The following is a 26,124-nucleotide window of genomic DNA, read 5'->3' as shown; positions in this document are numbered from 1 at the left end:
AAACCGACCGGAATTATCGGGATTAGCGGCGGTGGAGGCAGGCAGGGGGCGCGCCCGTGAGCATCGATCCGGCACTGATCGCCGGCGGCCTCGTCGTCGGCTTCATCGTGGGGCTCACCGGCATGGGCGGCGGTGCGCTCATGACCCCCATGCTGATCTTCGTCTTCCGGGTGGACCCGCTGGTGGCGGTCTCCAGCGACGTCGTCGCGAGCCTGTTCATGAAACCCGCCGGCGCCTTCGTGCACCTGCGGCGCAAGACCGTCAACCTCAAGCTCGTCCTGTGGCTCTGCGTGGGCTCGGTGCCCGCCGCGTTCTCCGGCGCCCTGCTCATCCAGTGGCTGCCGTTCGGCGACTCCCTCGACGCCGCGCTCAAGATGGTGCTCGGGGTCGCGCTCCTCATCGCGTCCGGCGGCCTCGTGGTCCGCGCCGTGCTGCAGATGATGCGGGACCGCTCAGCGCTCGGCGAGGGCCCCACCGCGCCGTCCGCCCCGCGGGAGCTGGTGGTGCGCCCCGTCCCCACCGCGATCCTCGGCGCCGTGGCCGGGCTCCTGGTCGGCATGACGTCGGTCGGCGCCGGCTCGATCATCATCGTGGTGCTCCTGCTGCTCTACCCAGCACTCAAGGCGTCCCAGCTCGTCGGCACCGACCTGGTCCAGGCCGTGCCGCTCGTCGCGGCGGCCTCGCTCGGGCATCTCCTGTACGGCGACTTCTCGCTCGGTCTGACGACCTCCCTGCTCATCGGCGCGATCCCCGGCGCCTGGTTCGGCGCTCACGTGTCCTCGCGCGCACCGGGCGGCATCATCCGCCGCGCCCTGGCGATCCTCCTGCTCGCCTCCGCGCTCAAGCTGCTCGGCGCGAGCCTCCCCGTGGTGCTGGGGGCCGCGGCGGCCGCGCTGGTGCTCGGCAACCTCGTGTGGTTCCTGGTCAAGCGGCGCTTCGCGGCCGCACCCGTGCCATCTCCGGCAGACTCGGTTTCTCCGGCAGACTCGACCCTGGAAGGTGTCACCGCCGGCCCCTCGACCCCCTCCACAGACGACCCAGCCGACGATCCACTCGACGACCCGACCGACGACCCGGCAGAAACGAGCCCCCGCCGATGACCGAAACCCCCGTCCGCGTCCTGTCCGACGACGAGCTGGACCTCCTCGAGCTGGCCCTCGGGGGCGCGCTCCCGGCGTCGGCGCTTGCCGCCGCCCTGCCGGGCACCCCGGCGGACGCGATACTGACCGACGCCGAGAACACGCCCCTGGCCCGCCTCACCACCCGGCCCGGGGACCTGCCCGCCGCGCTCGAGCCGCTCAAGCCTGTCGCGGCGGCGATCGGCCCCCAGTGGGACGCCGCCGTCCGCCGTCCGGCCCGAGAGGTGCGGGCGGGGCTCGAGGCGGGCTCAGGGGACGACGCCGAGAACAGCCTCGGGCTGCTCGTCACCGAGGTCCCGACCCGTGAGGAGGTCGACGCCGCGGCCGCGCTGGCCACCGCCGGGCCTGGAACGGGACCCGGGACCGGCAGCAGCACCAGCACCGTGCTGCTGCTCGTGCCGGTCGCGCGGCACGCCCCCGAGCCCGGCGCCGTCGGCGCACCCGGCCTGGTGCGGGCAGCGCAAGGGCTGGCCGGCATCCTGGCGGAGCGCGTCGACGCGCGCGTGACCACCGTCGTCGTGCCCTGGTCGGGGGTGGGCACTGCCCCGCTCGAAGACGTGGCCGCCGCCTACGGCGCCGCGCGCGTCGAGACGCTGGCGGCACACCGGTCCCCCGCGACCGCCGAGAGCGTGGCCGCGCTGCCCCGGGTGCGGGACGAGGCGGTCCAGTCGCTGTACCCGCCCGCCTCGGCCGCCGAGGTGACGCGCGCCGCGAGCGGCGCCCACCGCCGGGGCGCCGTCGTGTTCTTCACGGGCCTGTCAGGTTCGGGCAAGTCGACGGTCGCCCGCGCCCTGGCCGCCGAGCTGGACGACGACGGGCTCGGCACCACCCTGCTCGACGGCGACGAGGTGCGGCACCACCTGTCGAAGGGCCTCGGGTTCGACCGCGATTCCCGCGAGACCAACGTGGAGCGTATCGGGTACGTGGCCGCGCTCGTGGCCAAGCACGGCGGCATCGCCGTCGCCGCGCCGATCGCGCCGTTCGCCGCCGGCCGGGCGAAGGTGCGGGCGCTGGCCGAGGAGGCCGGCGCGCACTTCGTCCTGGTTCACATCAGCACGCCGCTGGCGGTGTGCGAGGCCCGCGACCGCAAGGGTTTCTACGCCAAGGCGCGGGCGGGCGAGATCGCCGAGTTCACGGGCATCTCGTCACCCTACGAGGAGCCGACCGACGCCGAGCTCGTCATCGACACCACCGACGTCCCGGTGCCGGACGCCGTGGAGACGGTCCGCCGCCACCTGACAACCCTCCTCCCCTGACCCGCTCCGCCGAGGTAGAACCAGGGTTCTACCTCGGCAGAGCGGTTACGGCGGTCATGCGCGGGCTTCGGCTGCCTTCCTCGCCTCGGCGGTGTCGGCTTCGGACGCCGGCTCGGCGTCGGCATTCTGCGGCTCCGCCGCCTCGGCCTCCTTCTTCGCTGCCTCCTGCCTCGCGCGCCTGCGCTGCAGCTGCCTGCGGCGCGCCGGGCCCATGCCGGGGCGCTGCGCCCGCACGAACTTCTTGTACGCGTCGGCGACCTCGTGCACGGGACCGTCCATGACCAGCTGGCCCTGGTGCATCCACAGCACGCGCGTGCACATCGCCTCGATCGTCGAGATCGAGTGGCTCACGAGGAACACCGTGCCCGCGTTCTCGCGGACCTGCTCGATGCGCGCCTTGCTGCGCTCCTTGAAGGCGGCGTCGCCGGTGGCGAGGGCCTCGTCGATCATCAGGATGTCCGGCTGCGCGGACGACGAGATCGCGAACCGCAGGCGCGCGCCCATGCCGGAGGAGTACGTCTTCATCGGCAGGTACACGAAGTCGCCGATGCCGGCGAACTCCACCACCTCGTCGAACCGCTCGTCGACCTGCTTGGGCGTGAGCCCCAGCGCGAGGCCGCCGATCATGATGTTCCGTTCGCCCGTCAGCTGCGGCATGAGCGCCGCGTTCACGCCGAGCAGCGACGGCTCGCCCGAGACGTGCACGCTGCCCGACGCCGGGGGCATGAGCCCCGCGATCGCCCGCAGCATGGTGCTCTTGCCGGAGCCGTTGACCCCGACGATCCCGATCGACTCGCCGTGCCGCACGGTGAACGAGACGCCGCGCACCGCGTGCACCTCGCTCACGGCGCCGACGTGCCGCCGTCCGGCCTGGAGCAGCCGCTTGTAGAAGGGGACCTTCACCTTGACCTCGCGGATCGCGGCACCCTTCTTCTCGGCCTCGCTCTTGGCCCGGCCGCCGATGACGCGGTAGACGACGTGCAGGTCGTCCACAACGAGGCAGGGGTCGCCCAGCTCGGTCTCGAGGGCTTCCTGCCCGGCGTCCTCGGGCTCGACCTCGAGGTCGAAGTCCATGTGCTCGTCGGCCTCAGTCACGTCCGTACCTCTCCTCACCGCGCCAGAAGACGATGAACCCGATCACGAAGAACACCACTGCCCAGGCGGCGCCGAGCACCCACATCAGGCCGCTGTGCGGATACATGTTCTCCTCCGTCATCAGCACGGAGCGCACCAGGTAGAGGTACACCGACACCGGCTGATAGTCGAGCACACCGGTGAGGATCGTCTTCGCCGCCTCGGAGATGTGCAAGCTGTCCACGCGGGTGGTCACCGGGAAGATCACGCCGGACGCGTACATGACCACGCGCATGATGAAGGGCAGCACGTTCTCGATGTCCGGCGTGCCGGCCACGAACCGCGCCATCAGGAACGCAAGACCGGTGTTGAAGATCCACATCAGCGCCACGGCGGCGGGCAGCAGGAGCCACCACCAGGTCATGTGGATCGTCTCGTATCCCGGTATGTAGCCGCTCAGCAGGGTGATGCCGCACATCACCACGATCGCGGGCACGAGTGTGGTGAGCAGCGACAACACCGTCGACATCGGCAGCACGGCACGCGGGAAGTGCAGGGAGCGCAGGAGCTGCGTCTTGCCGCTGATCGACTTGGCGCCACCGGTCACCGACGACTCGATGAAGCGGTACATGAAGACGCCGATCACGATGAACGCGATGGAGTTGTCCACGCCGCGGTTGAGCTGCAGCAGGATGCCGAAGATCAGCACGTACACGGTCGCGTTGAGGATCGGGTTGAGCACTGCCCAGAGCTGGCCCAGGTAGTTGTTCTGGTTCTTCGCGTACGCGGTCGACGTCGCCAGGACCCGGATGAACGCCCAGCGTCGCGTCAGGTCGCGGATGTACTCACCCAGCGGCGGACGGACGTTCAGGGGGCGCAGGCCGTACTGCTTCGCAAGGGTCAACCGCTCGGCTGACGTCGTGCTGGGGACGAGCGGTGGCGGCGGCGTCTTGGCATCGCCGCTGGCGGCAGCCTTGGCTGGCGCGACCGCGTCGGTAGTAGGTGTGCTCACGGTGCGTGAAATACCTGTCTGGTCGGGGGCACTGCCGGAGGCGATCCGGCATTTCGATCCTAGCGGGTTACAAACCCTAGCATTATGGTAGGGATTGGTTGGCACGCCTCCCACCTCGCACGACGCCGGCGCGTCGCGACCGCGCACGACGTGTGAAACGCGTGACGATCCTGACGTGAGAGACTGCACCGCGTGCATCACCCCCGTCCCGCTCCTCGGGCCACGGACCCACGCGCCACTGCCCCACGCGCCGCGGGCGCCCTGGTCGAGTCGCCGCTGCAGCTGCTCTGCACGGTCGAAGCGCACGCCGCCGGGTACGGCGGCACCGAGACCCATGTGCACGTCCGCGACGACGTCCCCGCCCTGGGCGACGCCCTGTCCGCCGTCCGCGCGCTCACGCTGCCCGAGGGCCTGACCTTCGACCTGGCGGGCCGGCGCAGCGCGCTCACGGCGCGCGAGCCCGTCTGGCTCGTCGGCGACGCCTTCTCGGGCCTCTTCCAGGCCACCGCCCCCCTGCGCCGTCCCGAGCGCATGGTCCTGGTCGACGACGGCCTGGCAACCCTCGAGCTGTGCCGCCTCCTGGTGCGCCGCGACCCGCTGGTCCGGATCGGCCGACCGGCGCGCGCGCCCCGGCGTCGGCTCGGCGCCGTGGCCGCCGGCCGCCTCCGGTCCCTGGCGTCCGACGGCCGCGTCACGATCTTCACAGCACTTCCCCTTACGCCCGATCTGACCGCGGGCCTGCGGGCCCAGGGCTTCGACGTGCGGCCCAACCGCTTCGGCTGGCTCACCGCGCAGCCCGCGGACGTCGCGATGCCCGAACCCACCATCGTCGTCGGCTCAGGCATGCCCGCCGACGGGCTGATCGACCAGCACCGGTACGTCGACTGGATCCGGTCGCTGGCGAAGGAGGGCGCGCTGCGCTACCTGCCGCACCGGCGTCAGACGCCGGAGCTGCTCGCGGCACTGGCCTCGATCGACGGCGTCGTCGTGGACGCCCCCGGCGCCCCCGTCGAGATCCGGCTGCGCGGCCTGCGGCCCGGTCAGCGTGTGCTGAGCCTGCCGTCGACATCGACCATCCTGTTGACCACTATCATTTCACCGCTCGGTGTCCCCGTCACCGCGCTCGACGTGCCCGCCGACTGGTGGACCGCGCGCGCCTCGGCCGATCACCGAGCACACCTGACCAGCGTCGTCGAGCTCGCCCGGCAAGCCCGGGCCGCCGTCGAAAACGCTTCGGAAACAGACTCCCCGGAGGCGAACGAATGACCATCCGCGTGCTCGCGGTCGCGGACAGCGACTCGTACCTGAAGTGGGCATGCGCGACGCTGGACAGGCTCGGCCCGGCCGACGAGGCCGGCCTCGACCGCTCGGCGGTGATCGTCAAGACGCCGATCGCGCCGACCACCAGTCAGATCGCCGCCGCCGTCGCGGGATCCTCAGTGGTCCGTCCCGCCGTGCTGCCCGTCCGGGACCTCGCCGCGCAGATCCGTGACGACACGCCCGACGTCGTGCTCATCGCCGCCACCGGCCCCGTCGCCGAGGTCGTGGCGCGGGCCATCGTCGCCGCCACGGGCGAGCGCCGTCCGGCGCTCGTCACGGGCCTGCCCGGCATGGCGCTGCCCGCCACGCCGGAGGGCACGGGCTGGCGCCGCTGGTGCGACGCCTTCGTGGTGCACAGCCGGCTCGAGATCGACGCCTACCGGGAGGCGTTCGCCGGGCACGGCGTCGCCCCCGAGGTGCCGCTGGCGCACCTGCCGTTCCTCGAGCACATGTCGGCGAGCCTCGGCACCGAACCCGTGAAGCGGGTCGTCTTCGCCGCGCAGGCCAAGGTGCCGGACAACCGGCCCGACCGGGTGGCCCTCCTGGACCGGCTCGCCCGCCTCGCCGAGGACGAGTTCGAGGTCATCGTCAAGCTCCGCGCCCGCAAGGGCGAGCGGCAGACGCACAACGAGGCATTCCCGTACGACGAGCTGTGGGACACCGAGCACGGGCAGCTCGGGCACCGCAGCGACGCCCTGCGGTTCGTCGACGGGCCCATGGCCGAGTGGCTGCAGCCTGGTTCGGCGCTCATGACGGTCAGCTCGACCGCCGCGATGGAGTCGCTGGCCCTCGGCCTGTCCACGGTCATCATCGACGACTTCGGCGTCAGCCCCGAGCTGCTCAACGCGCCGTTCGCCGGCAGCGGCTGCGTGATGCACGTCGCGGACGCCGCGGGAGCGTTCCGCACGGGCGGCCCCGAGCCCGACCCCGCCTGGCTCGAGGACAACTACCTGCACGCCGCCGAGTCGGAGCTGCCGGGGACCGTCCGGGACCTCGCCGCGCGCCGCGAGACCGGGACGCTGACCGCGCTGGCCGAGGTCAAGCCGTGGCTCCGGGCCCGCTACCTCCGGATGGCCCTGCAGATGTACCTGCCGAAGTTCCTCTACGACGTGATCCGGCTGTCGACCCGCCCGGTCCGCCTCCTCTTCATGGACAAGAAGGCCTGACGGGCTGGCACGGCCACCGAGCGATTGTGCCCGAAAACCCCGCGCGGGGTGGGCACAATCGCTCGGTCAGGCGTGCTCCAGGTCGAGCCGGACGCCGGTCAGACCCCGTCGTCGACCCGGACGCGCTCCGTGAGGCCGCGGAGGAATCCCGCGCCCCACGCCATGTGCATCGTCACGAGCGTCGCGGGCAGGGCCAGCGCCGAGCGCAGGTCGAGCCGCGGACGGCGGGTCGCGGCGTGCGCCGAAGCACCGAGCACGCCCAGCAGGTAGACGGCAGGCGGGGTGAGTCCGAGCAGAGCCGTGGGCAGCGAGCCCACGACCGCGCCGACGATCGCGAGCAGCACGGACACCCCGAGAACGACGACGGCGGTCGGTGGGGCGAGGTAACGCAGGTTGGCGGTGCCGGGGTTGCGGCGCACGACCTCGCGGCGCCACATGCCGGTACGCCAGAACTGGGTCGCGACGGCGCCCAGCGTGCGGCGGGGCTTGTACTCGACCACCAGCGACGGGTCGAACCACAGCAGGCTGCCGCTGTTCCGCAGCCGGAGGCACAGCTCCCAGTCCTGCGCCCGCACGTACACCGGCGAGTACCCGCCCACCCGCTCGAGCGCCTCGCGGCGGAACGTGCCCAGGTAGACCGTCTCGGCCGGGCCGGCGCTGCCACCCGTGTGGAACGACGCCGAGCCGAGGCCGGCGGGGTGGCTCATGGCGCGCGCCACGGCCTTCTGGACGGGGGTGTCACCGACGGGCAGCATGCGCCCGCCGACGCCGTCGGCCCCGGCGGCCTGCAGGGCGTCGACCGCGCGGCGCACGTAGGTGGGCTCCGCGACGGTGTGGCCGTCCACGCGGACGAAGATCGAGTGGCCCTCCGGCATCCGCTCCAGGCCCGCGTTGAGGCCGAGCGGCTTGGAACCCGTCGGGTTGTCCACGACTGTGACGCGGCCGGTCTCGGCCGCGAGCTTCTCGGCGATCTCGTGGGTGCGGTCCTGCGACGGCCCCACGGCGAGCACCATGTGCAGCGGGTGCGGGTAGTCCTGCTCCAGGATCGACCGCACCATCGCCTCGAGGTACGGCTCCTCGTCACGTACGACGGCGACCACCGTCACCAACGGCATGCTCGCCGCATCGACCCGCTCGGGCACGTGGCCCCCTCTCGCGATGACCGGGCCGGTTCGGCCCGTTCCGGTCCTGCCGGACCCGGGAACATCGGAGGCGGGCACCGCGGTTGCGGTGCCCGCCTCCGACCATGAACAGTTCAGCAGACCCGACGGTCGCGCGAGGCGACCGGGCCCACGTCGTGCTTGTGGCCCTGGCGCTGTCCTACACGCCCGAGCCGCCTGAGCCCGTGGCTCAGGCGTCGACGCGACGGAGGCGCGACATCGGCGAGAACTCGCCGGGCATGACGCGCTTCTGGCCGTCGCCGAGCGCCTTCTCGAGGATCCGGATGTCGCGCACCAGGTTCTCGAGGCCCTTGGGCTCGAGCGAGGAGGCGTGGTCCGAGCCCCACATCGCGCGGTCGAGCGTGATGTGCCGCTCCACGGCCACGGCGCCCAGCGCCACGGCAGCGAGCGAGATCTGCAGACCGGTCTCGTGGCCCGAGTAGCCCACGGGCACGTTGTAGCGCTCCTGCAGCGTCGTGATGGTGCGCAGGTTCGCCTCCTCGGGGGGAAGCGGGTAGGTCGACGTGGCGTGCAGGATCACGAGCTTGCTCGTGTCCAGGATCTCCACGGCGGCGTCGATCTGCTCCAGCGTCGACATACCGGTCGACAGGATGATCGGCTTACCGGTCGCGGCGAGCGCACGCAGCATCTCGTGGTCCGTGACGGAGGCCGAGGCGACCTTGTGGGTCGGCACGCCCATCTTCTCCAGGAAGTCCACGGAGGGGGCGTCCCACGGGGAAGCGAACCACTGCACGCCCTTTTCCTTGGCGTACGTGTCGATCTCCGTGTACTCGTTCTCCTCGAACTCGACCTTGTACTTGTACTCGAGGTACGTCATCTCGCCCCAGGGCGTCTGACGGATCTTGTCGCGCTGGTCCTTCGGAGTACTGATCTCCGGAGTGCGCTTCTGGAACTTCACGGCCTGGCATCCGGCCTCGACCGCGACGTCGATCAGCTTCTTGGCGATCTCGACGTCACCGTTGTGGTTGATGCCGATCTCACCGATCACGTACACGGGCTGGTCGGCGCCGACCTGCAGGTCGCCGATAGTGACCGGCGCGGGCTGCGCGTTCGTCGCGCTCATAAGAAGGTCCTTCCGAAAGGGTCGAGCACAGGGTAGTGCTGTTACGTGTCGTCGGGACTAACCGGTGACGACGGGGGTCTGGACAGCTGCCGTACTAGGGGCTGCTGGAGCCGGACGCGCAGCGAGTATACGGTCACAGATCTCACGAACCGCACCGTTCCCGCCTTCGCGGGAGAGCACGAGCCGGGCCTGCGCCTTCACTTCCGGGCGTGCGTCGGCGACCGCTACCGGCCAGCCGACGATCGCCATGGCGGCCAGGTCGTTGACGTCGTTGCCGACGTACGCGACGCGTGCCGGGTCGAGGTCCTGCTCGGCGATCCAGGCGCGCAGAGCGGAGGCCTTGTCGTCGACACCGTGCATGACCTGCACCTTCAGCTTGTCGGCACGGGACGCGACCACCTTGTTGGTCTCCGTCGACAGGATCAGGATCGGCAGGCCCGTGCGGCGCAGGAGGGAGACGCCCATGCCGTCGCCGCGGCTCACGCGCACCTGCTCGGTGCCGTCCTGATCGACGTAGGCGTGGTCGTCGGTGTGCACGCCGTCGAAGTCCGTGACGAGCGCGTCGACGTCGAGCGGCCCGGGCGTGGCGTCGACGTCCTGGTCCACGAGCTGCCGGGCGAGCCAGAGGTCGCGGGGCTCGTCGATCTCGATGGCCCACTCGGAGGCGACGGGCTGGATTCCGACGTCGCCGAAGAACCGCGTGCTGCCTGCACGGAACCCGTCGGTCCTCATCACATAGAAGGCACCGGTCTCCCGGAAGTGCGGGGCCCGCTCCTGGCGGCGCGGGCGGTAGTCCGTGGTGTGCCCCACAGGGCTCGCGACACCGTCGTCGATCCGCCACTGGAAGTCGTGCGTCTCGGAGACCGCCACCACCACGTCCTTCTCGCCGGTGGCGACCCGGCGGATGGCGGTGTCGAGGTCCTCGGGGTCGATGAACGGCGAGGTGCACTGCACCAGCACCGTCACGGGCGGGACCTCCTGGGCGGGCAGACCGCCGTCGCCGGCCTCGATCCGGTCCAGCACGTGCAGCAGCGCCGACTCCGACGACGCGGTGCCGCCGGCGATCTCGGCGGGGCGTGCCACGACGCGCGCCCCGTGCAGACGGGCCTCGGCCGCGATCTCGTCGTGGTCGGTCGAGACGATGACCTCGGCCACCGACGGGGCGGCGAGCGAGGCCTGGACTGCGCGCCCGACGAGCGTGATCCCGTCCACCCGCGCGAGGTTCTTCAGGGGGACGCCCTGTGAACCTCCCCGGGCCGGGATGACTACGACGGCGGACGGGGTTTCACCGGGTACTGACATACGTGGCACTCTCGAGTCGGTCGGGATGGATACGCCGTCCACACTAGCGCTATCCGCATCGCATGACGTCCAGCGGGCGCACCGCTGGCGCCCCGGATGTGGGATCCTGCCGTTGCACGCGGCGGCGGAGTGCCGCAACCCCAGAAACATTCCCCACGAACGGTGCGCGGCATCCCGGATGCCGGCGCGACCGTGCTGAGAACGGAGACAGCTCGAGTGCCCGGAACCGAAGGTCGCAAGGCGAACTCCCCGCACCCCGACGGCGGCGCGCCCCGAGCAGCCCCGCGGTCCGAGCGGCGGGAGCGCGCCCGGCGCACCGCCGAGGTCATGCGCACGCTCAAGCAGATCAGCGGCGCGCGGCCCCAGCTCGACTCGTTCACGACGCACGAGCTCGCGAAGGGGCACGTCACGTGGCCCGAGGTCCGGAAGGTCCGCGTCGCGGTGCTGGAGGAGGCGCGCGCCGCCGTCGACCGCTGGGACCTCGACGCGGCGGCGACGCTGACCAACCTCCTGCGGACCGACGCCCCCGACCCCGACGTGGGCCACCTGGCCGGGCTCGTCGCCCTGCTCTCCGGCGACGCCGAGGCCGCCGAGCAGCACTTCTACCAGTCGTCCCGCGGCACGGGTTCGGTGTCCCGGCGCCGGACCAACGCCCACCGCATGGTGGAGGAGCGGCAGCAGTTCCTGGACTACCGGGCCGAGCTGCTCCGCCACGAAGGCCCCGCCGAGCTGGCCGACCTGCGCGAGCTCGCCGCGTCGGTCCCCATCACGAACCGGGCGGACGCCGACGCGGCGTTCGGGCGCTACCTCGTCGCCTGCCTCACGCTCGGCGTCGAGGGCCCGCTGGCCCAGATGCTGGACGAGTTCGCCGACGCGGGCCGCCTCGAGGCCGTCATGGCCCGTCCGGGCGTCCTCGACGTGCCCATCGAGAACGCCGAGTACGTAGCTGCCGACGCCGACCACGCCGGTGCGCTGCGCCTGCTGCAGGGCACGTTCCGCCACTACGGCGTCATCTCGGAGCGGTACCTGATGGCGCTCGGGACGTCGCTGTCGGCGCTCAGCCGGTACGACGCCGCCCGCCGCGCCTTCCGCATCGCGAGTCCCGGGGTGGGCTCCGCGCGCGCGGCGCAGGTCGCCTGGATCATGCACGACGACGAGTCCGCGCACGCGCTCGCCCGCAAGGCCCTGCGGAACGAGATGCCGCGGTCGTCGGTCCGCACCGTGCTGGCCCGGGTGGAGAAGCCGATCACGCCGCGGGAGGCCGATGCGCCGTCCGGCGGCCTGGGTCACGTGGCGTTCTTCGTGGACCGCGGCGAGAACTTCGGCGACATCGTGCTGCCCGACGCGGTCCGCGACGCGATCACCGAGCCCGCCGGCGCCACCGACTGGGTGTCCTTCCACGCCCACCAGGTGTTCGACGACGAGTTCACGCGGATCGCGAACGACCAGCGTGCCCTCGTCGTCGGCGGCGGTGGCCTGTTCCTCCCGGACACGTCGCCCAACGGGAACAGCGGCTGGCAGTGGAACGTGCCCGCCGCCTCCCTGGAGGCGGTGAAGGTCCCCGTCTACGCTTTCGCGGTCGGCTTCAACCTCTTCAAGGGGCAGCAGTTCAAGGGCGATCTGTTCCGCCGCAGCCTCATCGCCTTCACGCGGAAGGCCGAGTTCGTCGGTCTGCGCAACACCGGCTCGATGGAGCGCGTGCGGGACATGCTGCCCGCCGAGCTGCACGACAAGGTGCGGTTCGTGCCCTGCCCGACGACGGTGCTCGAGCACATCCGCCCGGAGCTGCCCGCAGGCCGGCCGGGCTCCGGCACGGTGCTGCTGAACGCGGCGTTCGACCGCAGCGAGCGGCGCTTCGGCGGCGGCTACGCGAACTTCCTGGAGCAGATCGTCGAGTTCACGGAGAAGGCGAGCAAGGCCGGCGCTGAGGTCCGGATCGCGGCGCACACGCGCGGCGACGTCCGGCTCGCGAAGGACCTCGTGGAGGCGCACGACCTGACCCTGCCCGTCGACGAGCTCCACAACCTGGACCAGGCCGACGCGCTCGGCGTCTACCGGCAGGCATCCCTGGTGATCGGCATGCGCGGCCACGCGACGATGATCCCGTTCGGTGTCGGCACGCCGGTCCTGAGCATCGTGTCGCACCCGAAGATGCGGTATTTCTTGGAGGACGTGGATCGTCTGGACTGGGGTTTCGACGTGGCGGACGCCGATCTCGGCGCCCGGCTCGCGGAGCGGACCCTCGACGTCCTCGCCCGGGAGGACGACTACCGGGCGGACGTCGCGCACCGCCAGCAGCTGCTGCTCCCGCACGTCCGCGCAGCGGCCGCGGACATCGCAAAGGCCTGAGCCGTCGTGGGCGAATCTGGCCGTTAGACTCAACCGGTCTCTGTACCTCGAAAGGGAGTTACCCGATGCCCACCATGCGGAGCGTTCCGCTCGGCCGTGAGCCCGGCGACGCGGAAATCGCGTCGTTCGCCGACCTGATCGACAGGCCCCTGCTCATCGTTGGCAACGGGCCGTCGTCGGCCATGCCTCCCTATCACCGGATCCCGGCTGACGTGGTCGTCTTCCGGATGAACTGGTTCTTCCTGGAGAGCAACTACCACTTCGGGGACCGGGTGGACGCGTACTTCACCGCCATCCCGAACGAGAAGCTGGAAAAGCTTCTCCAGGAGGAGATGCGGTCGAGCCGCTACGACGTGCGGCGCATCCTCAGCCCCATGCGCCACGCCGCGAACCGCGACGGCGACAAGTACGGCCTGGAGCCGGAGCCGATGGCCGGCGTCGAGGAGCTGGACTCCTGGTCGATCCCGGCCCGGCACCCCCGCCTCGCCCGCGCGTTCATGAGCCGGCCGGGCCTGCCCACCACGGGCATGCAGGCCCTCGCGTTCGGCCTGGGCGTCGGTTTCCGCGAGATCTACCTCGCCGGTGTCGATCTGTACGAGTCCAAGGACAGCCGGTACGGCTACACCGTCACGCAGGCCGCGGAGTCCGCGCTCAAGGACAAGGACCTCACGCCGGGCTACGAGTCGGCGCACGGCCTGGACTCCGACCTCGCGTTCCTGCGCTCGTGCATCGCGGAGTTCCCGGACGCGACGATCCGCTCCGTGAGCCAGTCGGACACGCTCCACCTGTTCGTGCCGCAGGCCGACGAGCTCACCGACCGACCGCACCTCACGCCCGAGGCCGTGCCCACGCTGGCCGCGTCCAAGGACACGGTGGACCTCTCGTTCCCGGAGGTCGGCGAGGACTCGTCCGTCGTCATCCCCGAGGTCGGCGGTCCGCTGTGGAAGGACATCGACGGGCGCAAGTGCGCGTACGTCACCGTCGTCTCCGGCGCGTACCACCACGGCGCACGCGCCCTGGCGAACTCGCTGCGCGAGCACACCGACGTCCCGCTGATCGCCCTGGTCACGCCCGACGCCGACCGCGCGGCCCTCGCCGCGAGCGGCATCCGGACCATCCAGGTACCGGGCATCCGCAACCCGATGAACTCGGGCGGCAAGAAGATCCAGGCCCGCTTCGCGATGACCTACACGAAGCTCCACGTGTTCCGGCTCGACTTCTTCGACCGCCTCGTCTATCTCGACAGCGACACCGTCGTGAAGGGCAGCCTGGACGAGCTGTTCGACGGCGACGACTTCGCCGCCGTGCCCGACGCGGGTCTGGACCTCCCCGACGGCAACGTCTTCAACTCCGGCGTCTTCGCCGTGAACCCGTCGCACGGCATGTTCGAGACCATGATGTCGCAGCTCAACCACACGACGTCGTACGACGGCGGTGACCAGGGCTTCCTCAACCAGTTCTTCTCGGACTGGCGCAAGCTCCCCCTGGAGTACAACACCACCAAGCGCATCTACTCCCACCACCCGCAGGTGTTCAACGAGGAGGACGTCAAGGTTCTCCACTACGTGGGGCGCAAGCCCTGGGAGCCGACGTCGAAGGGCGAGCGGTACGACCAGCTCGACTACGCCTGGCTCGACCACCTCCAGGACTGGGAGAAGAACGAGCTGGTGCGCGAGCTGCGGCACGCCGCGGCCGGCGGAAAGCCGCCGGAGGCCGGCAGCGCCAGCCCGTTCCGTCAGGCCCAGCAGGCCAACAAGACGAACCGGGCCGCCGACGCCGTCCGCGTCATCGAGGCCGTCATCGCCCAGCGCGAGCCGACGTCGGCCGAGCTGCGCGAGCTCGCCAAGGCGTACCGCCGGCTGGGCCGGCACGACGACTGCGCGCGGGTCCTCAAGCAGGCGTACGCGATCGACCCGCGCCGGAGCGTCATGCGCGACGTGATGCTGGCGCAGGCCCGCTCCATCAAGAGCAAGCTGGCCTGACCCACCCCGTCGAGGTAGAACTCTGGCGAGGTAGGACCCTGGCGAGGTAGGACCGTAGCGCGCGCTGCGGTTCTACTTCGCTGCGGTTCTACTTCGCTGCGGTTCTACCTCGCCAGGGTTCTACCTCGCCAGAGTTCTACCTCGGCGGATGGGTTACGGGCCGACGAAGCGGTCGTGCAGGCGGCGAAGCGGGCGCAGTCGCTGACGCACGCCCGCGGGCAGCTTCAGCCGGCGGTGACCGGCGGTGGCCTCGTGGACCCCGCGCGCCCTGGTCAGCTCCGCCTTGATCTCGCCGACGTCCTGCTCCAGCTTGTCGAACCGTAGGGCGAAGTCGCGCGGCTGCTCCGCGTACGCGACCCCCGCCGGGGAGGGGACGACCCGAACGCCCGCCACATCCCCGCCGAGCGCACCGCCCTCCTGACGCGCGACACCGGTCGCCACCGCGACGGCCTCTTCCACGAGCCGGCGCCGCTCGTAGTCGTCGGCGTAGTCCGCCTGGGCGAGGCTGATCTCGCGATCGCTGTACGGCACGAGCTCGGCGGTCACCCGGTCGCCCGTCAGACGCTCGTAGATCGTCGACAGATTGCTGGTCGTCACGTCGACGAAGCGCTGCTGCGTCGCGGCGAGCTCCGTGCGCAGCGTCGCGCGGTCTGCCTCCGCCGCCTTGATCTGCGTGAGCGCCGCACTCGCGAAGTCGCTCTGCCACGGGTCGATCAGGAACTCGGGGTGCCCGATCTCCCGCGCGAAGTACCTGATCTTGTTGTTGGTGCTCAGGGACAGCGGAATGTTGTTGAGACCGAACGGGATCATCTGCGAGTGGCCGCGGGCGCCCAGGACGATCGGCAGTCGGGCGTAGTGCCGCATCCCCTCGAACAGCACCTTCGGGCTACCGAACAGCGCCCGCCCGGTCAGCCCGAGGTCTGCGCCGTGCTCCCGGAAGAACTTCATGTCCGTACGTTTGTGCCCCACGAACTCGACGTCCCAGCCATCCGCCTGGAGCTTGAGGATCAGGTCACGGAGCTGCGGGAAGATCGCGCCGGGCTCGAGCCCGGCCTCGACGTGGGCCACCTCGAGGCCGACCTGGATGCCGATGCGCTTGTCCGGCACGGGCTCTGCCCCGGCGATACGCGGGAGGAGCACCCGGCCGATCGTCGTCGGGCACGGCTGCATGGTCAGCGGCGCCGAGGCGGGATCGTCCAGCCAGGCCCGCATGTCGTCCACGGCGCCGGTGGAGCGCAGCCCGAAGAAGATGCTCTGCGACATCGTCTGGTTGATGTGCTCGCGAAAGACCGGGTTGTACCCCTCCGGGACGAACTGAGCGGGATTGCCCGCGCCGAAGACGATGATCGGCTTCTTCAGCCGCTTCAGCAGGTCCGTCGTGATGTTCCACTGCCAGCCGGAGGCGGGGGTTGCGTTCGTTCGCCGCGGGAAGATCCCGCCTCCGCCGATGACGACCGCGTCGAAGTTCTCGTTGACGTCGTCGACGAACGAGCTGGTCGCCGCCTCGCGGAACGGGCTCGTGGTCGTCAGCTCGAAGTAGTCTCCACCGCCCCAGGCGTTGAACGACTGCCGGACCAGCTCGAAGAGCAGCTGGTCCCCGTAGCTGTAGACGGTCTTGAGATCGAGGTGGAGCAGTCGCTGACGATTCATCGTCCCCTCACATCACGCGATGGGACCGCCTCCCGTGGGCAGAGTAACAACCATGGGCCGGTCCGGCCCGGTGGCGTCGTCGAGGGGCGGAACTACTGGTTGTCGGGCACGTACGGCGAGGGGCCGTCCTCCCCGATCATGTCGTGCAGAGCCTTGTTCGAGGGCAGCAGCGCGCTGAGCAGCTCGTGCCGTTGCTCTGGCGTGAGGAGCCGCGGCGCCGGGTGCGTCAGGTTGGAGAAGTTGTCGTCCAGGAAGTGGCGCAGCTTCCGCGCGTCGTCCCTCTCCAGCAGGCCGTTGCCGAAGAGCGCCATCTGCAGAGCCATGTCCGAGTAGCCCCGGTTGACGCTCTGGGTGTTGAAGGTGAACTTCGGGTTGACGCCTGTACCGGTCGCCTTGAAGAAGTCACGCACGAAGCCCCGTGCGGTAAGCGTCTTGATGCTCTCGAAGTACTTGATCTTCAGCTCGGCGCCCTCGGGCAGGGCTTCCCGCATCTGGTCGACCAAGACGTCCCAGTGCAGGCGCTCCGCCGTGACCGGCTCCATGAACTCCTCGAACGTGAGGGTGGATCCCATCCGGACCGTCTGCAGGTAGGCGCTCTCCACGAACCGGTCCTGCCGGCGCACGTAGAACAGGAGCGTCGTCCGCTCGGGCCGGAACTCCTCCTGGGCGATGCGCAACACGTCGGCAGCCGGCCCGTAGATCGGCCCCTTGCGGAAGGACGACACCGTCGCGAACAGGTCCTCGTGCGACAGCATCAGGCTCTCCTGCTCGAGCTGGTCCCGCAGGCGCGAGAAGGCGACGTTGACCTTGTCGATGCTCGCGCCCCGCCGGCGCCAGTGGGCGTGTGCTCCGCCGGTGCCGGTCTCGAAGTCGTGCCGGACCAGTACGGCGTATCCCCTGGTCTCGAATGCCTCCCGGTTCGCGTGGAGCGCCTTCTGCACCAAGGTCGTGCCGGTCTTGGCGGCGCCCGCGTGGAGGACGAGGTGTTTCATGAAATCGAACATTACGCGCCGGTGCGTGCGTCGGCGCTCGGACTGCGGACACTTCACCCGCCGGACCGCGGGTAGTTCACCCTCCCGGACACACGAAAGCGCCGAGGTGGTCACCTGACCGCCTCGGCGCCTCCGCTCGATTCAGCTCAGCTGCCCGCGAGCCGCTTGCGCAGCGGGCGCAGCCGGCGGCGCAGACCGTCCGTCACCGACCGACGGGGCTGCCCGTCGATCTCGACGAGGTCGAGCTCCTTGCGGACCTTGGTCAGCTCGCGCTTGATCCGGCCGTTGTCCTGCTCGAGCTTGTCGTAGCGCATGGAGACGTCGTACAGCCGCGCCGCGGTGCGGCGCTCCGGCGGCGTCAGCGCGCGGAACGACGGCGCGACCGTCTCCCCCGTCAGGCTCTTGTAGATCCCGGCGAGGTTGTCCATGGACGTGTCGAAGAAGCCCTGACGGACGTCGGCGAGCTCCTTGCGCAGCTCCGGCTGACGCTCGTGGACCTCGTTGATCGTCTTGTACAGGGTGTCCTGGAAGTCGTCCTTGCGCGGGTCGATCGCCCAGTCCGCGTGACCGATGTCGGTAGCGAAATAGCGGATCTTGTGGTGCACGTACAGGGACAGCGGGATGGTGCCCATGCCGAACGGGACCATCTGCGCGTGACCACGCGTGCCCAGGATGATCGGCAGGTCGGCGAAGTACTCGATGCCCTGGTAGAGCACGTCGCGGTTACCCCACAGGACGTGCTCGCTGGAGACGATGCCGCGCTCCGTGAGGCGGTCGTGGAAGCCCATGTCGGCGCGCGCGTGCGGCACGCCCTCGACCCGCCAGCCCTCGCCGGAGAGCTTCTCCAGGACGTCGATCTGGTCGTCGTAGATCTTGTCCGCGTCGAACCCGGCGCGCGCCTGGCGCTTGCCGACGATCGAGTGGGCGGAGATGCGCCGCTCATGCGGAATCTCGGCCTTGAACAGGTCGGGGTACAGGAAGGACGACAGCGTCGTCGGGCAGGGCTGGTACGCGACCCGGTCCCGGTTCGGCTCGTTGATGTACTCCTTGATCGTCTCCACGGAACCGTGGTTGCGCAGACCGAAGAAGACCGACTTCTCGAGCGTCAGGTTCACGTGCTCGCGGAACGGGTCCGCGAAGTCCGCCTGGTCGATGAAGCGGTTGTTCCCGACCGCGAAGATGATGAGCGGCTTCTCGATGCGGCGCAGCAGGTCCAGCGAGATGTTCCACTGCCAGCCGGAGCGCTGGTTGGGGTTGGTGTCGCTGAGGAACAGGCCACCGCCGCCGACGACGACGGCGTCGACGTTCTCGTTGATGAAGTCGACGAGACGCGGCGTCACGGGGTCGCGCAGCTGCCTGCTCTGGACGACCTCGAAGGCGTCCCCGCCCGCGAAGCCCTCGAAGAGCTCGCGCACGGCCTCGAACAGCAGGGTGTCCCCGTAGTTGCCGTACGTCTTGATGTCGAAGTGGAAAAGTCGAAGTCGCTTCATCGTGTCACGCGCCGGTTCTTGGAATGCACGGGCACCATCCTTGATCACTGGGTCAGTTCTGCCAAGCCCGCCGTCCGGGGACGGCGGGGAGTCGTCGAGCGAGCCGGTTCACTTCCCGCTGGGAAGGTAGGGCGACTCGCCCCTGTTCACCTCGAGGTCCACCGCGCCCTTCGAGAGGCCGCTGGTGATCATCTCGTGCAGCGCCTTGTTCGACGGCGCGAGCGCGGACAGCATCTCCTCACGCTGTTCCTTGGTCAAGAGCAGCGGTGAAGGGTGCGTCACGTTGGAGAAGTTGGCGTCGAGGAACAGCCGCAGCTTGCGCCGGTCCTCCGACTCGAGCTCGCCGTTGCCGACGAGCGCCAACTTCAGTGCCGCATCAGAATACCCGCGGTTGACGGCCTCCGTGTTGAACGCGAACTTGGGATCGACACCCACACCGGTCTGCTGGAAGAACTCGCGCACGAACGGCCGCGAGCGGAGCTCCTTGATGCCCTCGAAGTAGTTGACGCGCACCTCGGAGCCCGCGGGGATCGAGTCCTTGATCTTGTCGACGAGGCTGTCCCACCGCAGGTTCTCCGTCGTCACGGGCTTCATGAACTCCGCGAAGGACTTGGTCGAGCCCACCCGGACGGTCTGGAGGTAGGAGCTCTCGACGAACCGGTCCTGGCGGCGCACGTAGAGCAGCACCGTGGTGCGCTCCGGCTCCAGCACCTTGTGGGCGATGCGCAGGACGTTGTCCGCGGGCGCGTACAGGGGCCCGGTCCGGAACGAGTGCACCGAGGCCAGGAGGTCCTCGTGCGAGATGACCAGGCTGTCGTGGGTCGCGGCGTCGCGGACCATCTCGAATGCCTTCGTGACGTTGCCGAGGCTCCCGCCCTGACGCCGCCACCGCGAGTGGTAGCCCTCCGTGAGGTTCTCGTACTCGTTGCGGATCAGGACGTCGTAGCCGCGGGCGGCGAACGCCTCGCGGTTGGTCTGCAGGGCCTTCTGCACCAGCGTCGTACCGGTCTTGTGGGCGCCGACGTGCAGGACGAGGTGCTTCACGGAAATCAACCTTTCGGGACGATGAACGCCCACGAGGATACAGGCGGATTTAACCCGCACCGTGAAGTTCCTACGTCAGTGCCTCACCACCGCACGAACGCGACCCCGCTGACCCGCACTCTCGCCTCGTCGAGCGTCCGCAGCGTCACCCGTCCGGACATCGCCTCCGGGAGCCGGACGGTCAAGACTCGTTGCGCGTCGCTCGGGGCGTCGGTGTTGATCACCCCGACGCGGGTGCTGCCGACGTACACGGCCACCCTGCCGCGGCCGGGCGCCGTCGCCACCATGACCCGGACCTGTGTCACGCGTTCGACGCCGGACACGACCAGCCGGCTGTCGGCGTGGATCGTGGACCACGCCCGGTCGCGGAAGTAGTCGCCGTCGGAAACGCGCGCCCAGGTGCCCGTGGTGCGGGCCATCGCCGTGAACGGCACGGGGCGGCTGGTCCGCACGAGGTGCGAGACGGGACCGAGCCGGCCGGCACTGTCCACTGCCCGTATCGCGTACTGCACCGAGAGCCCCTCGGCGGCGTACAGGTTGGCCGAGGTGCCCGAAACCGTGATGATGCGGCGCCAGTAGCGCTCGTTCGGCATCGGCGACCCGTACCCCGCGTACCGCTCCAGCACCTGGTAGCGCACGGCCCCGGGCTCGGGGTCCCAAGAGAAGCGCGTGCGGGCAGGCCACTGGATCGGGTACTGGTTCGCCGTCGCGGCATGCGGCTGGATCTCGCCGGTCGGGTACCGGACGGTGCCGTAGCGGTCGAGGGCGGCGTCCTTCATCGCTTTGACCGTCCGCCGGATCGCGGGCAGCCGGGACTGCAGGCGCTCCCCCGGGCACGCGGTCCAGTGCGTGGTGCGGTGCCCCAGGATCCGCGGCACCCGGACGACGCCGCCCGGGCTGCTGCGCGTGTTCGAGTCCGGGCTGCCTCCGTTGGGCAGGGAGACCGACCCGGTCACGGGCACGTGATAGCGGTACGCCTTCCAGGCGAGCACCCGCTCCAGGCTGCGCAGCATCGAGGCGGTGGGGCCCGTCGTCTCGAAGTTGCCCATCGCCGAGACGCCGATGGTGCCCGTGTTGAAGCCCCCGGCCTGCGCGCCGATCGGATTGTCGGTGGCCGCCTCCCTGCGCCCCACGAAGACCGTCCCGTACCGGTCCACGAGGAACTGGTAGCCGATGTCCGGCCAGCCGCGCGACTTCGTGTGGTACGCGTGGATGCCGCGGACGATGGCGGCCGACTGGCTCCGGCTGTAGGAGTTCGTGCCCGCCGTGTGATGCACGTACAGCGCGTCCAGCCGGCCCGACACCTCCGGCCACATCGACCCGAGCGACTCGTCGGCGCCCCAGCCGCTGCGGGGGACCAGCGCGGGCCGGATCTCGTCGCCGGTCGCCGCGGTCGCCGAGCTCGGCGGCCGTGTGGCCGACCGGTCGGCGGCCGCGACGCCCGGGTCCACCACGTCGACCCGCAGGCCCGACGGCGCCCGCCCGCTCAGCGTCCGGACGCGCACCTGGACGGCGTCCGCGCCGGTGGAGAGGAACGGTTCCGTACCGGCCCGCCCGTCGGTCGCCGCGCCGCCGTCCGAACCGATGTTCTCCACGCCGACCGACTGCCAGCCGCCCCAGCCCCGGTCCTCGCGGACCCGCAGCGCCACCTCGGTGACCTCTTCCGCCGTGCCCGCGTCCCACGTGACACCGGCGACGAGGAACTCCAGCGTCTCCGCGCGGCCGCTGAGCGCCGCGAGCCGGCCGGGCGCGGCCGGACCGTCCGCGTGGTCCTGGGCGTGGGGAACCGCGTGGCCCTCGGCCCTGCCCAGGGCGGTCGGGTCCCTGCGCGCCGTCGCGTCGATCCCCGCGACCGGCACGACGCCGACCTCCGGCGGTACGGCGGCGGCCTCGGGCAGGGGCAGCTCGACCGCCGGGAGCAGTACTCCGCCGATCGCGAGCGCGAGCACCAGGGATGCCGTGGTCGTGCGGCGTACGAGTGGCCTCATCTGCTCGACCGTAACCACGGCCGAGCCGTACCGCACCGAAGATCCCGACGAATCGCCCACTCGCCCTCGCCGACGTGCCGTCCGCACTCCAGTGATGCACAGTGGCTGGAAGGAAATGAGCGCACATGAACACCCGAACTGATACCAACCGACCGCATCGCTGGGGCCGTCTGCTCCTGACCCTCGCCCTGGTCGCGGCGACGCTCGTCGCGACGCCGGGTACGGCGTCGGCCGCCGTACCGGGCAAGTTCGTGATCACCGGCTCCGGCTACGGGCACGGCATCGGGATGCCGCAGTACGGCGCGTACGAGATGTCCCGCCGGGGCAGCTCCGCCACGGGGATCCTCGCCCACTACTACCGGGGCTCCGCCGCTGCCCGGGTCGCCACCAAGGCGCTGATCGACGTCCAGGTGTACGGGCCGGAGCCGTACTCGTTCTCCGGTTACGAGGACACGACCGCCACGAAGATCACCGTGCACGACGGCGGGTGGCGGCTGCGCGTGGGCACGCAGACCATCGCCCGCGGCTCGGGCACGCTGGGCATGTCGACGTCGAAGGGCGACGGCCTGGTGCGGCTCCCGAGCGGCCGCACGATCAAGCGCGAGCGCATGGTGCTGCAGTGGGCCGGCACTCCCTACTACCGGCCGGACGCGACGCCGGCGACGGTGACCGTCGCGGGCGCGCACGGGTCCTACCGGTACGGGCAGCTCCTGCTCAGCGCGTCGGAGGGCGTGCCGAACATCGTGAACCGGCTGCGACTCAACACCCAGTACCTGTACGGCCTCGCCGAGATGCCCGCGTCGTGGGGCACGACCGGCGGGCAGGAGGCGCTGCGCGCCCAGGCCGTCGTCGCACGTTCCTACGCGGTGCTCAAGATGCGGCAGCGGAACCCCGTCTGCGAGTGCCACGTCGTGGACGACGTGCGCGACCAGTACTTCTCCGGGTGGAAGCACGCGTCCGGCTTCGCGAACGACTACTGGCGCAACGCCGTCCGATCCACCACCACCTCGCTCACCAGCGGAAGCGTGCTGACCTACGGCGGCGAGACGGTCACCGCCCACTACTACTCGTCGAGCGGCGGGCGCACCGCGAACTCCGAGGACGTGTGGTCCTCCTTCGTCCCGTACGAGCGATCCGTCGCGGACCCGTACTCGGCGGCGGCGCCGGGCAACGGCTATGCGCGCTGGTACCGGGCGATCGGGCAGGCGGCGGCGCAGGACCTGTTCGGCCTGTTGCGGGTCGCGTCCATCCGGGTCGCCGACAAGTACTCGAGCGGTCAGGCCCGGACGCTGGTGGCGACGTCACCGACCGGTGTCACCAGAAGCATCTCGGGCAAGGCCGACGAGATCCGGTCGCTGGTCGGCGACCACACGATCGCGGGCGACGTGCCGTCGTCCTGGTTCAAGAGCATCCGCGCAGATTGAAACACAGCCATGGCGCGCACATTCCGGACAACGGGTGAACTATCGGCAGGACAGCGGGTGAACTCCCGGAAAGTGGGCCCAAAAACCGGCTCTGTACAGGCCGCGACATCGTAATCTCAGCTGGCCGTCCAACAGATCCCCGGACGGGCCATCGAGACCTCAAGGAAAACCGTGCCCGTCAAGAGCTCTGTCTATCGCCTGCACGACCCACTCACCCGGTCGAACTGGGGAGGGCGGTCCACCAGCCTCGCGCTCGGCCGGATCATCGAGGGTTCCGCCGGACGTCGGATCGAGTCGGCGATCGGGGCACCGTACATCCTTCAGCAGCTCACGGAACATGACCAGAGGACCCCGGGCCGGACGGTGTTCGATCTCGTGGACGACATCGCCACCGAGATCGCCTCGCCGCCGAGCGGAGCGTCAGCCCTGCTGATCGAGCTGCACGACATGCTGGAGGGGGCCGACGAGCTGGTGGTGAACGGCGAGGGCGACCTCATCCTGAGGGAACGCCTCACCCTCGTGCGCACGCTGGCCACCATGCGCGCCGCCAAGAAGCTGGGCAAGCCCGTCCACCTGCTCAACTCGATCCTCTCCCACGGGCCGACCCCGCCCGACCACGAGCAGCTCATCATCGACCAGGTCGGCGCGACCATCGAGCTGTGCGACTCGGTCGTGTACCGCGACCCCCACAGCCTCGCCCTGCACCGCGAGCTCTTTCCGCGCCTGGACGCGACGTGGAGCCCGGATGCGCTCTTCTCCTGGGCGGCGTACGCGCGCACCGACCTCGCGCGGCGGGACGCGTTCTCACCGGAGACCGAAGGCCTGCCCATCTCCGTCCAACGGCTGCTCGTGGAGCGCCGGCCGTACGCCGTCGTCTCCGGGACCTCGCGCTACCGGATCAACCATGCCCGGTTCCGCAACACGATGATCGCGTTCGCCGACCAGCTCGCGTCGCGCGGCGTCGAGACGGTCTTCGCCAGCACTGACGAGCCCGACCGCAAGCTCGCAGAGACCCTGGACGGCACCGGCATCGTCTGCGTCGACCCCAAGGTGCCGCTCAGCGCGGCTTCCCGGCTGCTCTGGAACGCGACGGCACTGGTCTCGGGCCGTTACCACCCGAGCATCCTCGCATCGCTCGGCGGCACGCCCTTTGTGCTCATGGCATCGAACTCCCACAAGACCCGCTCGCTGTACGAGGTCGTCCCGTTCGGCGGGGAAGTCGTCGAGGAGCCCTTCTTCTCCGGCGGCAAGAAGCAGGGTGGCCACCTCGCGGAGGTCGTCCTGGGCTACGCGAACTCGGCGGTACGCCGCCGGGTGTCGCGCAGTGCGCGGTCGAACGGCCGCCGCGTGGTCGCGGATTTCACCAGGGCGATCACCGGGACCGCCACACGCTCCTGACCACGGGCGCCCGACCACCGGAGGGCACTCACCTCAACCGCGTCCGGATACCTCCGCGCACGGCTCGCCTCAACCGTCGGTAGCGCTGCGCGAGGCGGTACACCCGGCTCTCGACGTGCTTGTCGAGCTCGGCCCGCAGTGCGTCCCGCTCCTTCGCGAGCGACTCGACCTGCGCCTCGGTCACCTTGAGCTCCGCGACCGCCTTGTCCTTGGCCACCGTCGTCGACCGGAGGAGCCGGTCGAGGAGCGACGAGGCGGCGGCCAGGTCCCGCGCTGGTCGGCCGGACGGCGATCCGGCGGCCTCGACCTTCGTACGCAGCTCTTGCAACGCGTCGGAGAGCCGGTACCTGTGTATCGCGGTCTCCCGGTACGCGCGCGAGAACTCGAGACCTCGCTCCCAGCCGTCGATGAGCTCTCCGGCGAGCTCGGCCGGGCGCCGCTTGTCGAACCCTCGTCCGGAGAAGTTCGTCGCTGCCGCGCTGTCGACGTTCTCGGTGTCCAGCCAGCCCGGCCCGCCGAACCGGTCGTAGCAGAACACCGCCCGGCCGGCGACCAGCGCGTACTGGACGGTCTTGCCGATGCTCACCACGGCGTCGTGAGCGGCTACCAGCTCGGCGTCGACACGCTGCGGCGTGGCACCCAGATGAGTCTGCTGCCCGACGAGCGTCACGTCGAACGTGCCTCCGACCCGCCTGAGCGCCCGGTGCAGGTCCTGAGGAATGTGGTTCGAGACCACGAGGAGCCTGGGACGCTCGCCAGGCACCCGGTCGAGCACCTCCCCGAACGGGTCGGGTGCCGGGTTCGGGAAGACGTGGAGCCGCTCGGGAGCTACCTGCTCGTAAAGCCCCAGAGCGACCTGCGCATCGCGCGACTCCGGCGAGTTGAAGACCACGGCTGACGCCAGCGCCGCCTCGAGCCCTGGCACCAGGGGCGCCTCGGCCGCAACTGTCGCCGACAGGTGGGCGAAGACGACGGGGGCGTCGACGGCGCCCCGCAGCACGGCGCCGGGGACGAGGTTGTGGTGTATCCAGACGAGCGAGAACGGGACGGAGGTCAGCCGGTCGTCGAGACCCGGCCACGTGCTCTCCCGGACCTCGACACCGGGCACCGCCGTGAACAGCGAGGCGATCTTGTCGTCGATCGACCGCGCCACCACGACGACTCGGGTGCCCGCGGCCGCGAAGTGCTCCGCCATCTCGAGCGCGATCATCTCCGAGCCGCCCATACCCCTGAGCCGGCCCTGCGTGATCAGCACATCACCACCGCTGAACGGCGTTTCTGACATGTTCGAGAG

At 70.4% G+C, this 26,124-nt stretch carries 19 protein-coding genes; 8 read left to right on the top strand and 11 right to left on the bottom strand.

Annotation, left to right across the window (positions count from 1 at the left end; all coding sequences use genetic code 11):
• The first annotated feature begins 56 nt into the window (after window positions 1–56).
• Window positions 57–1,100, top strand: a complete 1,044-nt coding sequence (locus tag EW117_RS10735) for a sulfite exporter TauE/SafE family protein (RefSeq protein ID WP_129786535.1) — start codon at window positions 57–59, stop codon at window positions 1,098–1,100.
• A complete protein-coding gene (cysC, locus tag EW117_RS10730; RefSeq protein WP_129786534.1) occupies window positions 1,097–2,395 on the top strand; it encodes an adenylyl-sulfate kinase in 1,299 nt (432 codons plus the stop codon). Before EW117_RS10735 ends, cysC begins: the two co-directional genes overlap by 4 nt.
• 54 nt (window positions 2,396–2,449) lie before the next feature.
• On the opposite strand, the gene EW117_RS10725 is transcribed toward cysC, so the two are convergent.
• Together EW117_RS10725 and EW117_RS10720 are read right to left on the bottom strand one after the other, a co-directional pair.
• The gene (locus EW117_RS10725; RefSeq protein ID WP_129786532.1) at window positions 2,450–3,490 is read right to left on the bottom strand and encodes an ATP-binding cassette domain-containing protein; all 1,041 of its coding nucleotides are present in this window, start codon (window positions 3,488–3,490) and stop codon (window positions 2,450–2,452) included.
• A complete protein-coding gene (locus EW117_RS10720; RefSeq protein ID WP_129786530.1) occupies window positions 3,483–4,481 on the bottom strand; it encodes an ABC transporter permease in 999 nt (332 codons plus the stop codon). The genes EW117_RS10725 and EW117_RS10720 overlap by 8 nt, the downstream gene beginning before the upstream one ends.
• 192 nt (window positions 4,482–4,673) lie before the next feature.
• Here EW117_RS10720 and EW117_RS10715 point away from each other — a divergent pair, with 192 nt between their 5' ends.
• On the top strand, window positions 4,674–5,747 hold the full coding sequence (locus tag EW117_RS10715) for a hypothetical protein (protein WP_129786528.1): 1,074 nt from the start codon (window positions 4,674–4,676) through the stop codon (window positions 5,745–5,747).
• Window positions 5,744–6,967, top strand: a complete 1,224-nt coding sequence (locus tag EW117_RS10710) for a DUF6716 putative glycosyltransferase (protein WP_129786526.1) — start codon at window positions 5,744–5,746, stop codon at window positions 6,965–6,967. Before EW117_RS10715 ends, EW117_RS10710 begins: the two co-directional genes overlap by 4 nt.
• Before the next feature lie 98 nt (window positions 6,968–7,065).
• Here EW117_RS10710 and EW117_RS10705 read toward each other — a convergent pair whose 3' ends face one another.
• From EW117_RS10705 to EW117_RS10695, 3 genes are all read right to left on the bottom strand, one after another.
• Window positions 7,066–8,109, bottom strand: a complete 1,044-nt coding sequence (locus tag EW117_RS10705) for a glycosyltransferase family 2 protein (protein ID WP_340641082.1) — start codon at window positions 8,107–8,109, stop codon at window positions 7,066–7,068.
• Window positions 8,110–8,317: 208 nt separating this feature from the next.
• On the bottom strand, window positions 8,318–9,211 hold the full coding sequence (locus EW117_RS10700; RefSeq protein ID WP_129786524.1) for an N-acetylneuraminate synthase family protein: 894 nt from the start codon (window positions 9,209–9,211) through the stop codon (window positions 8,318–8,320).
• Window positions 9,212–9,268: 57 nt separating this feature from the next.
• Entirely contained in the window at window positions 9,269–10,513 is a 1,245-nt protein-coding gene (locus tag EW117_RS10695; protein WP_129786522.1) for an acylneuraminate cytidylyltransferase, read from the bottom strand.
• Window positions 10,514–10,729: 216 nt separating this feature from the next.
• On the opposite strand from EW117_RS10695, the gene EW117_RS10690 reads away from it, so the two are divergent.
• Window positions 10,730–12,862, top strand: a complete 2,133-nt coding sequence (locus tag EW117_RS10690; protein ID WP_129786520.1) for a polysaccharide pyruvyl transferase family protein — start codon at window positions 10,730–10,732, stop codon at window positions 12,860–12,862.
• Between the two features lie 65 nt (window positions 12,863–12,927).
• Window positions 12,928–14,844, top strand: a complete 1,917-nt coding sequence (locus tag EW117_RS10685; RefSeq protein ID WP_129786518.1) for a glycosyltransferase — start codon at window positions 12,928–12,930, stop codon at window positions 14,842–14,844.
• A 153-nt stretch (window positions 14,845–14,997) separates the two neighbouring features.
• On the opposite strand, the gene EW117_RS10680 is transcribed toward EW117_RS10685, so the two are convergent.
• The 5 genes from EW117_RS10680 to EW117_RS10660 all read right to left on the bottom strand — a co-directional run bounded on the left by EW117_RS10680 (window position 14,998) and on the right by EW117_RS10660 (window position 22,008).
• Window positions 14,998–16,494 carry a polysaccharide pyruvyl transferase family protein gene (locus EW117_RS10680; RefSeq protein WP_129786516.1) on the bottom strand — a complete coding sequence of 499 codons (1,497 nt, stop codon included), beginning with the start codon at window positions 16,492–16,494 and terminating at the stop codon, window positions 14,998–15,000.
• A gap of 92 nt (window positions 16,495–16,586) precedes the next feature.
• Entirely contained in the window at window positions 16,587–17,486 is a 900-nt protein-coding gene (locus tag EW117_RS10675) for a hypothetical protein (RefSeq protein ID WP_129786514.1), read from the bottom strand.
• 146 nt (window positions 17,487–17,632) lie between these two features.
• Window positions 17,633–18,976, bottom strand: coding sequence for a polysaccharide pyruvyl transferase family protein (locus EW117_RS10670; protein WP_129786512.1), 1,344 nt, complete (start codon window positions 18,974–18,976; stop codon window positions 17,633–17,635).
• A 108-nt stretch (window positions 18,977–19,084) separates the two neighbouring features.
• Window positions 19,085–20,020 (bottom strand): hypothetical protein, encoded by a 936-nt coding sequence (locus EW117_RS10665; protein ID WP_129786510.1) that lies wholly within the window; start codon window positions 20,018–20,020, stop codon window positions 19,085–19,087.
• 83 nt (window positions 20,021–20,103) lie between these two features.
• On the bottom strand, window positions 20,104–22,008 hold the full coding sequence (locus tag EW117_RS10660) for an N-acetylmuramoyl-L-alanine amidase (RefSeq protein WP_129786508.1): 1,905 nt from the start codon (window positions 22,006–22,008) through the stop codon (window positions 20,104–20,106).
• 125 nt (window positions 22,009–22,133) lie between these two features.
• On the opposite strand from EW117_RS10660, the gene EW117_RS10655 reads away from it, so the two are divergent.
• Both EW117_RS10655 and EW117_RS10650 read left to right on the top strand, forming a co-directional pair.
• Window positions 22,134–23,432 carry a SpoIID/LytB domain-containing protein gene (locus EW117_RS10655; RefSeq protein WP_129786506.1) on the top strand — a complete coding sequence of 433 codons (1,299 nt, stop codon included), beginning with the start codon at window positions 22,134–22,136 and terminating at the stop codon, window positions 23,430–23,432.
• Window positions 23,433–23,603: 171 nt separating this feature from the next.
• A complete protein-coding gene (locus EW117_RS10650) occupies window positions 23,604–24,830 on the top strand; it encodes a polysaccharide pyruvyl transferase family protein (RefSeq protein WP_165362641.1) in 1,227 nt (408 codons plus the stop codon).
• 28 nt (window positions 24,831–24,858) lie between these two features.
• On the opposite strand, the gene EW117_RS10645 is transcribed toward EW117_RS10650, so the two are convergent.
• A complete protein-coding gene (locus tag EW117_RS10645) occupies window positions 24,859–26,115 on the bottom strand; it encodes a glycosyltransferase family protein (protein ID WP_129786502.1) in 1,257 nt (418 codons plus the stop codon).
• Window positions 26,116–26,124 lie beyond the last annotated feature (9 nt).

Source organism: Promicromonospora panici (assembly GCF_900608595.1).
Classification (GTDB): Bacteria; Actinomycetota; Actinomycetes; order Actinomycetales; family Cellulomonadaceae; genus Promicromonospora; species Promicromonospora panici.
This window is presented reverse-complemented; position numbering and strand designations above follow the sequence as displayed.

Excerpts from the sequence above, each read along its gene's own strand:
- EW117_RS10710 (WP_129786526.1), top strand. The coding sequence starts at position 5,744 with ATGACCATCCGCGTGCTCGCGGTCGCGGACAGCGACTCGTACCTGAAG.
- EW117_RS10675 (WP_129786514.1), bottom strand. The coding sequence starts at position 17,486 with ATGAAACACCTCGTCCTCCACGCGGGCGCCGCCAAGACCGGCACGACC.
- EW117_RS10645 (WP_129786502.1), bottom strand. The coding sequence starts at position 26,115 with ATGTCAGAAACGCCGTTCAGCGGTGGTGATGTGCTGATCACGCAGGGC.
- EW117_RS10685 (WP_129786518.1), top strand. The coding sequence starts at position 12,928 with ATGCCCACCATGCGGAGCGTTCCGCTCGGCCGTGAGCCCGGCGACGCG.
- EW117_RS10655 (WP_129786506.1), top strand. The coding sequence starts at position 22,134 with ATGAACACCCGAACTGATACCAACCGACCGCATCGCTGGGGCCGTCTG.
- EW117_RS10700 (WP_129786524.1), bottom strand. The coding sequence starts at position 9,211 with ATGAGCGCGACGAACGCGCAGCCCGCGCCGGTCACTATCGGCGACCTG.
- EW117_RS10660 (WP_129786508.1), bottom strand. The coding sequence starts at position 22,008 with ATGAGGCCACTCGTACGCCGCACGACCACGGCATCCCTGGTGCTCGCG.
- EW117_RS10695 (WP_129786522.1), bottom strand. The coding sequence starts at position 10,513 with ATGTCAGTACCCGGTGAAACCCCGTCCGCCGTCGTAGTCATCCCGGCC.
- EW117_RS10680 (WP_129786516.1), bottom strand. The coding sequence starts at position 16,494 with ATGAATCGTCAGCGACTGCTCCACCTCGATCTCAAGACCGTCTACAGC.
- cysC (WP_129786534.1), top strand. The coding sequence starts at position 1,097 with ATGACCGAAACCCCCGTCCGCGTCCTGTCCGACGACGAGCTGGACCTC.
- EW117_RS10670 (WP_129786512.1), bottom strand. The coding sequence starts at position 18,976 with ATGAAGCGACTTCGACTTTTCCACTTCGACATCAAGACGTACGGCAAC.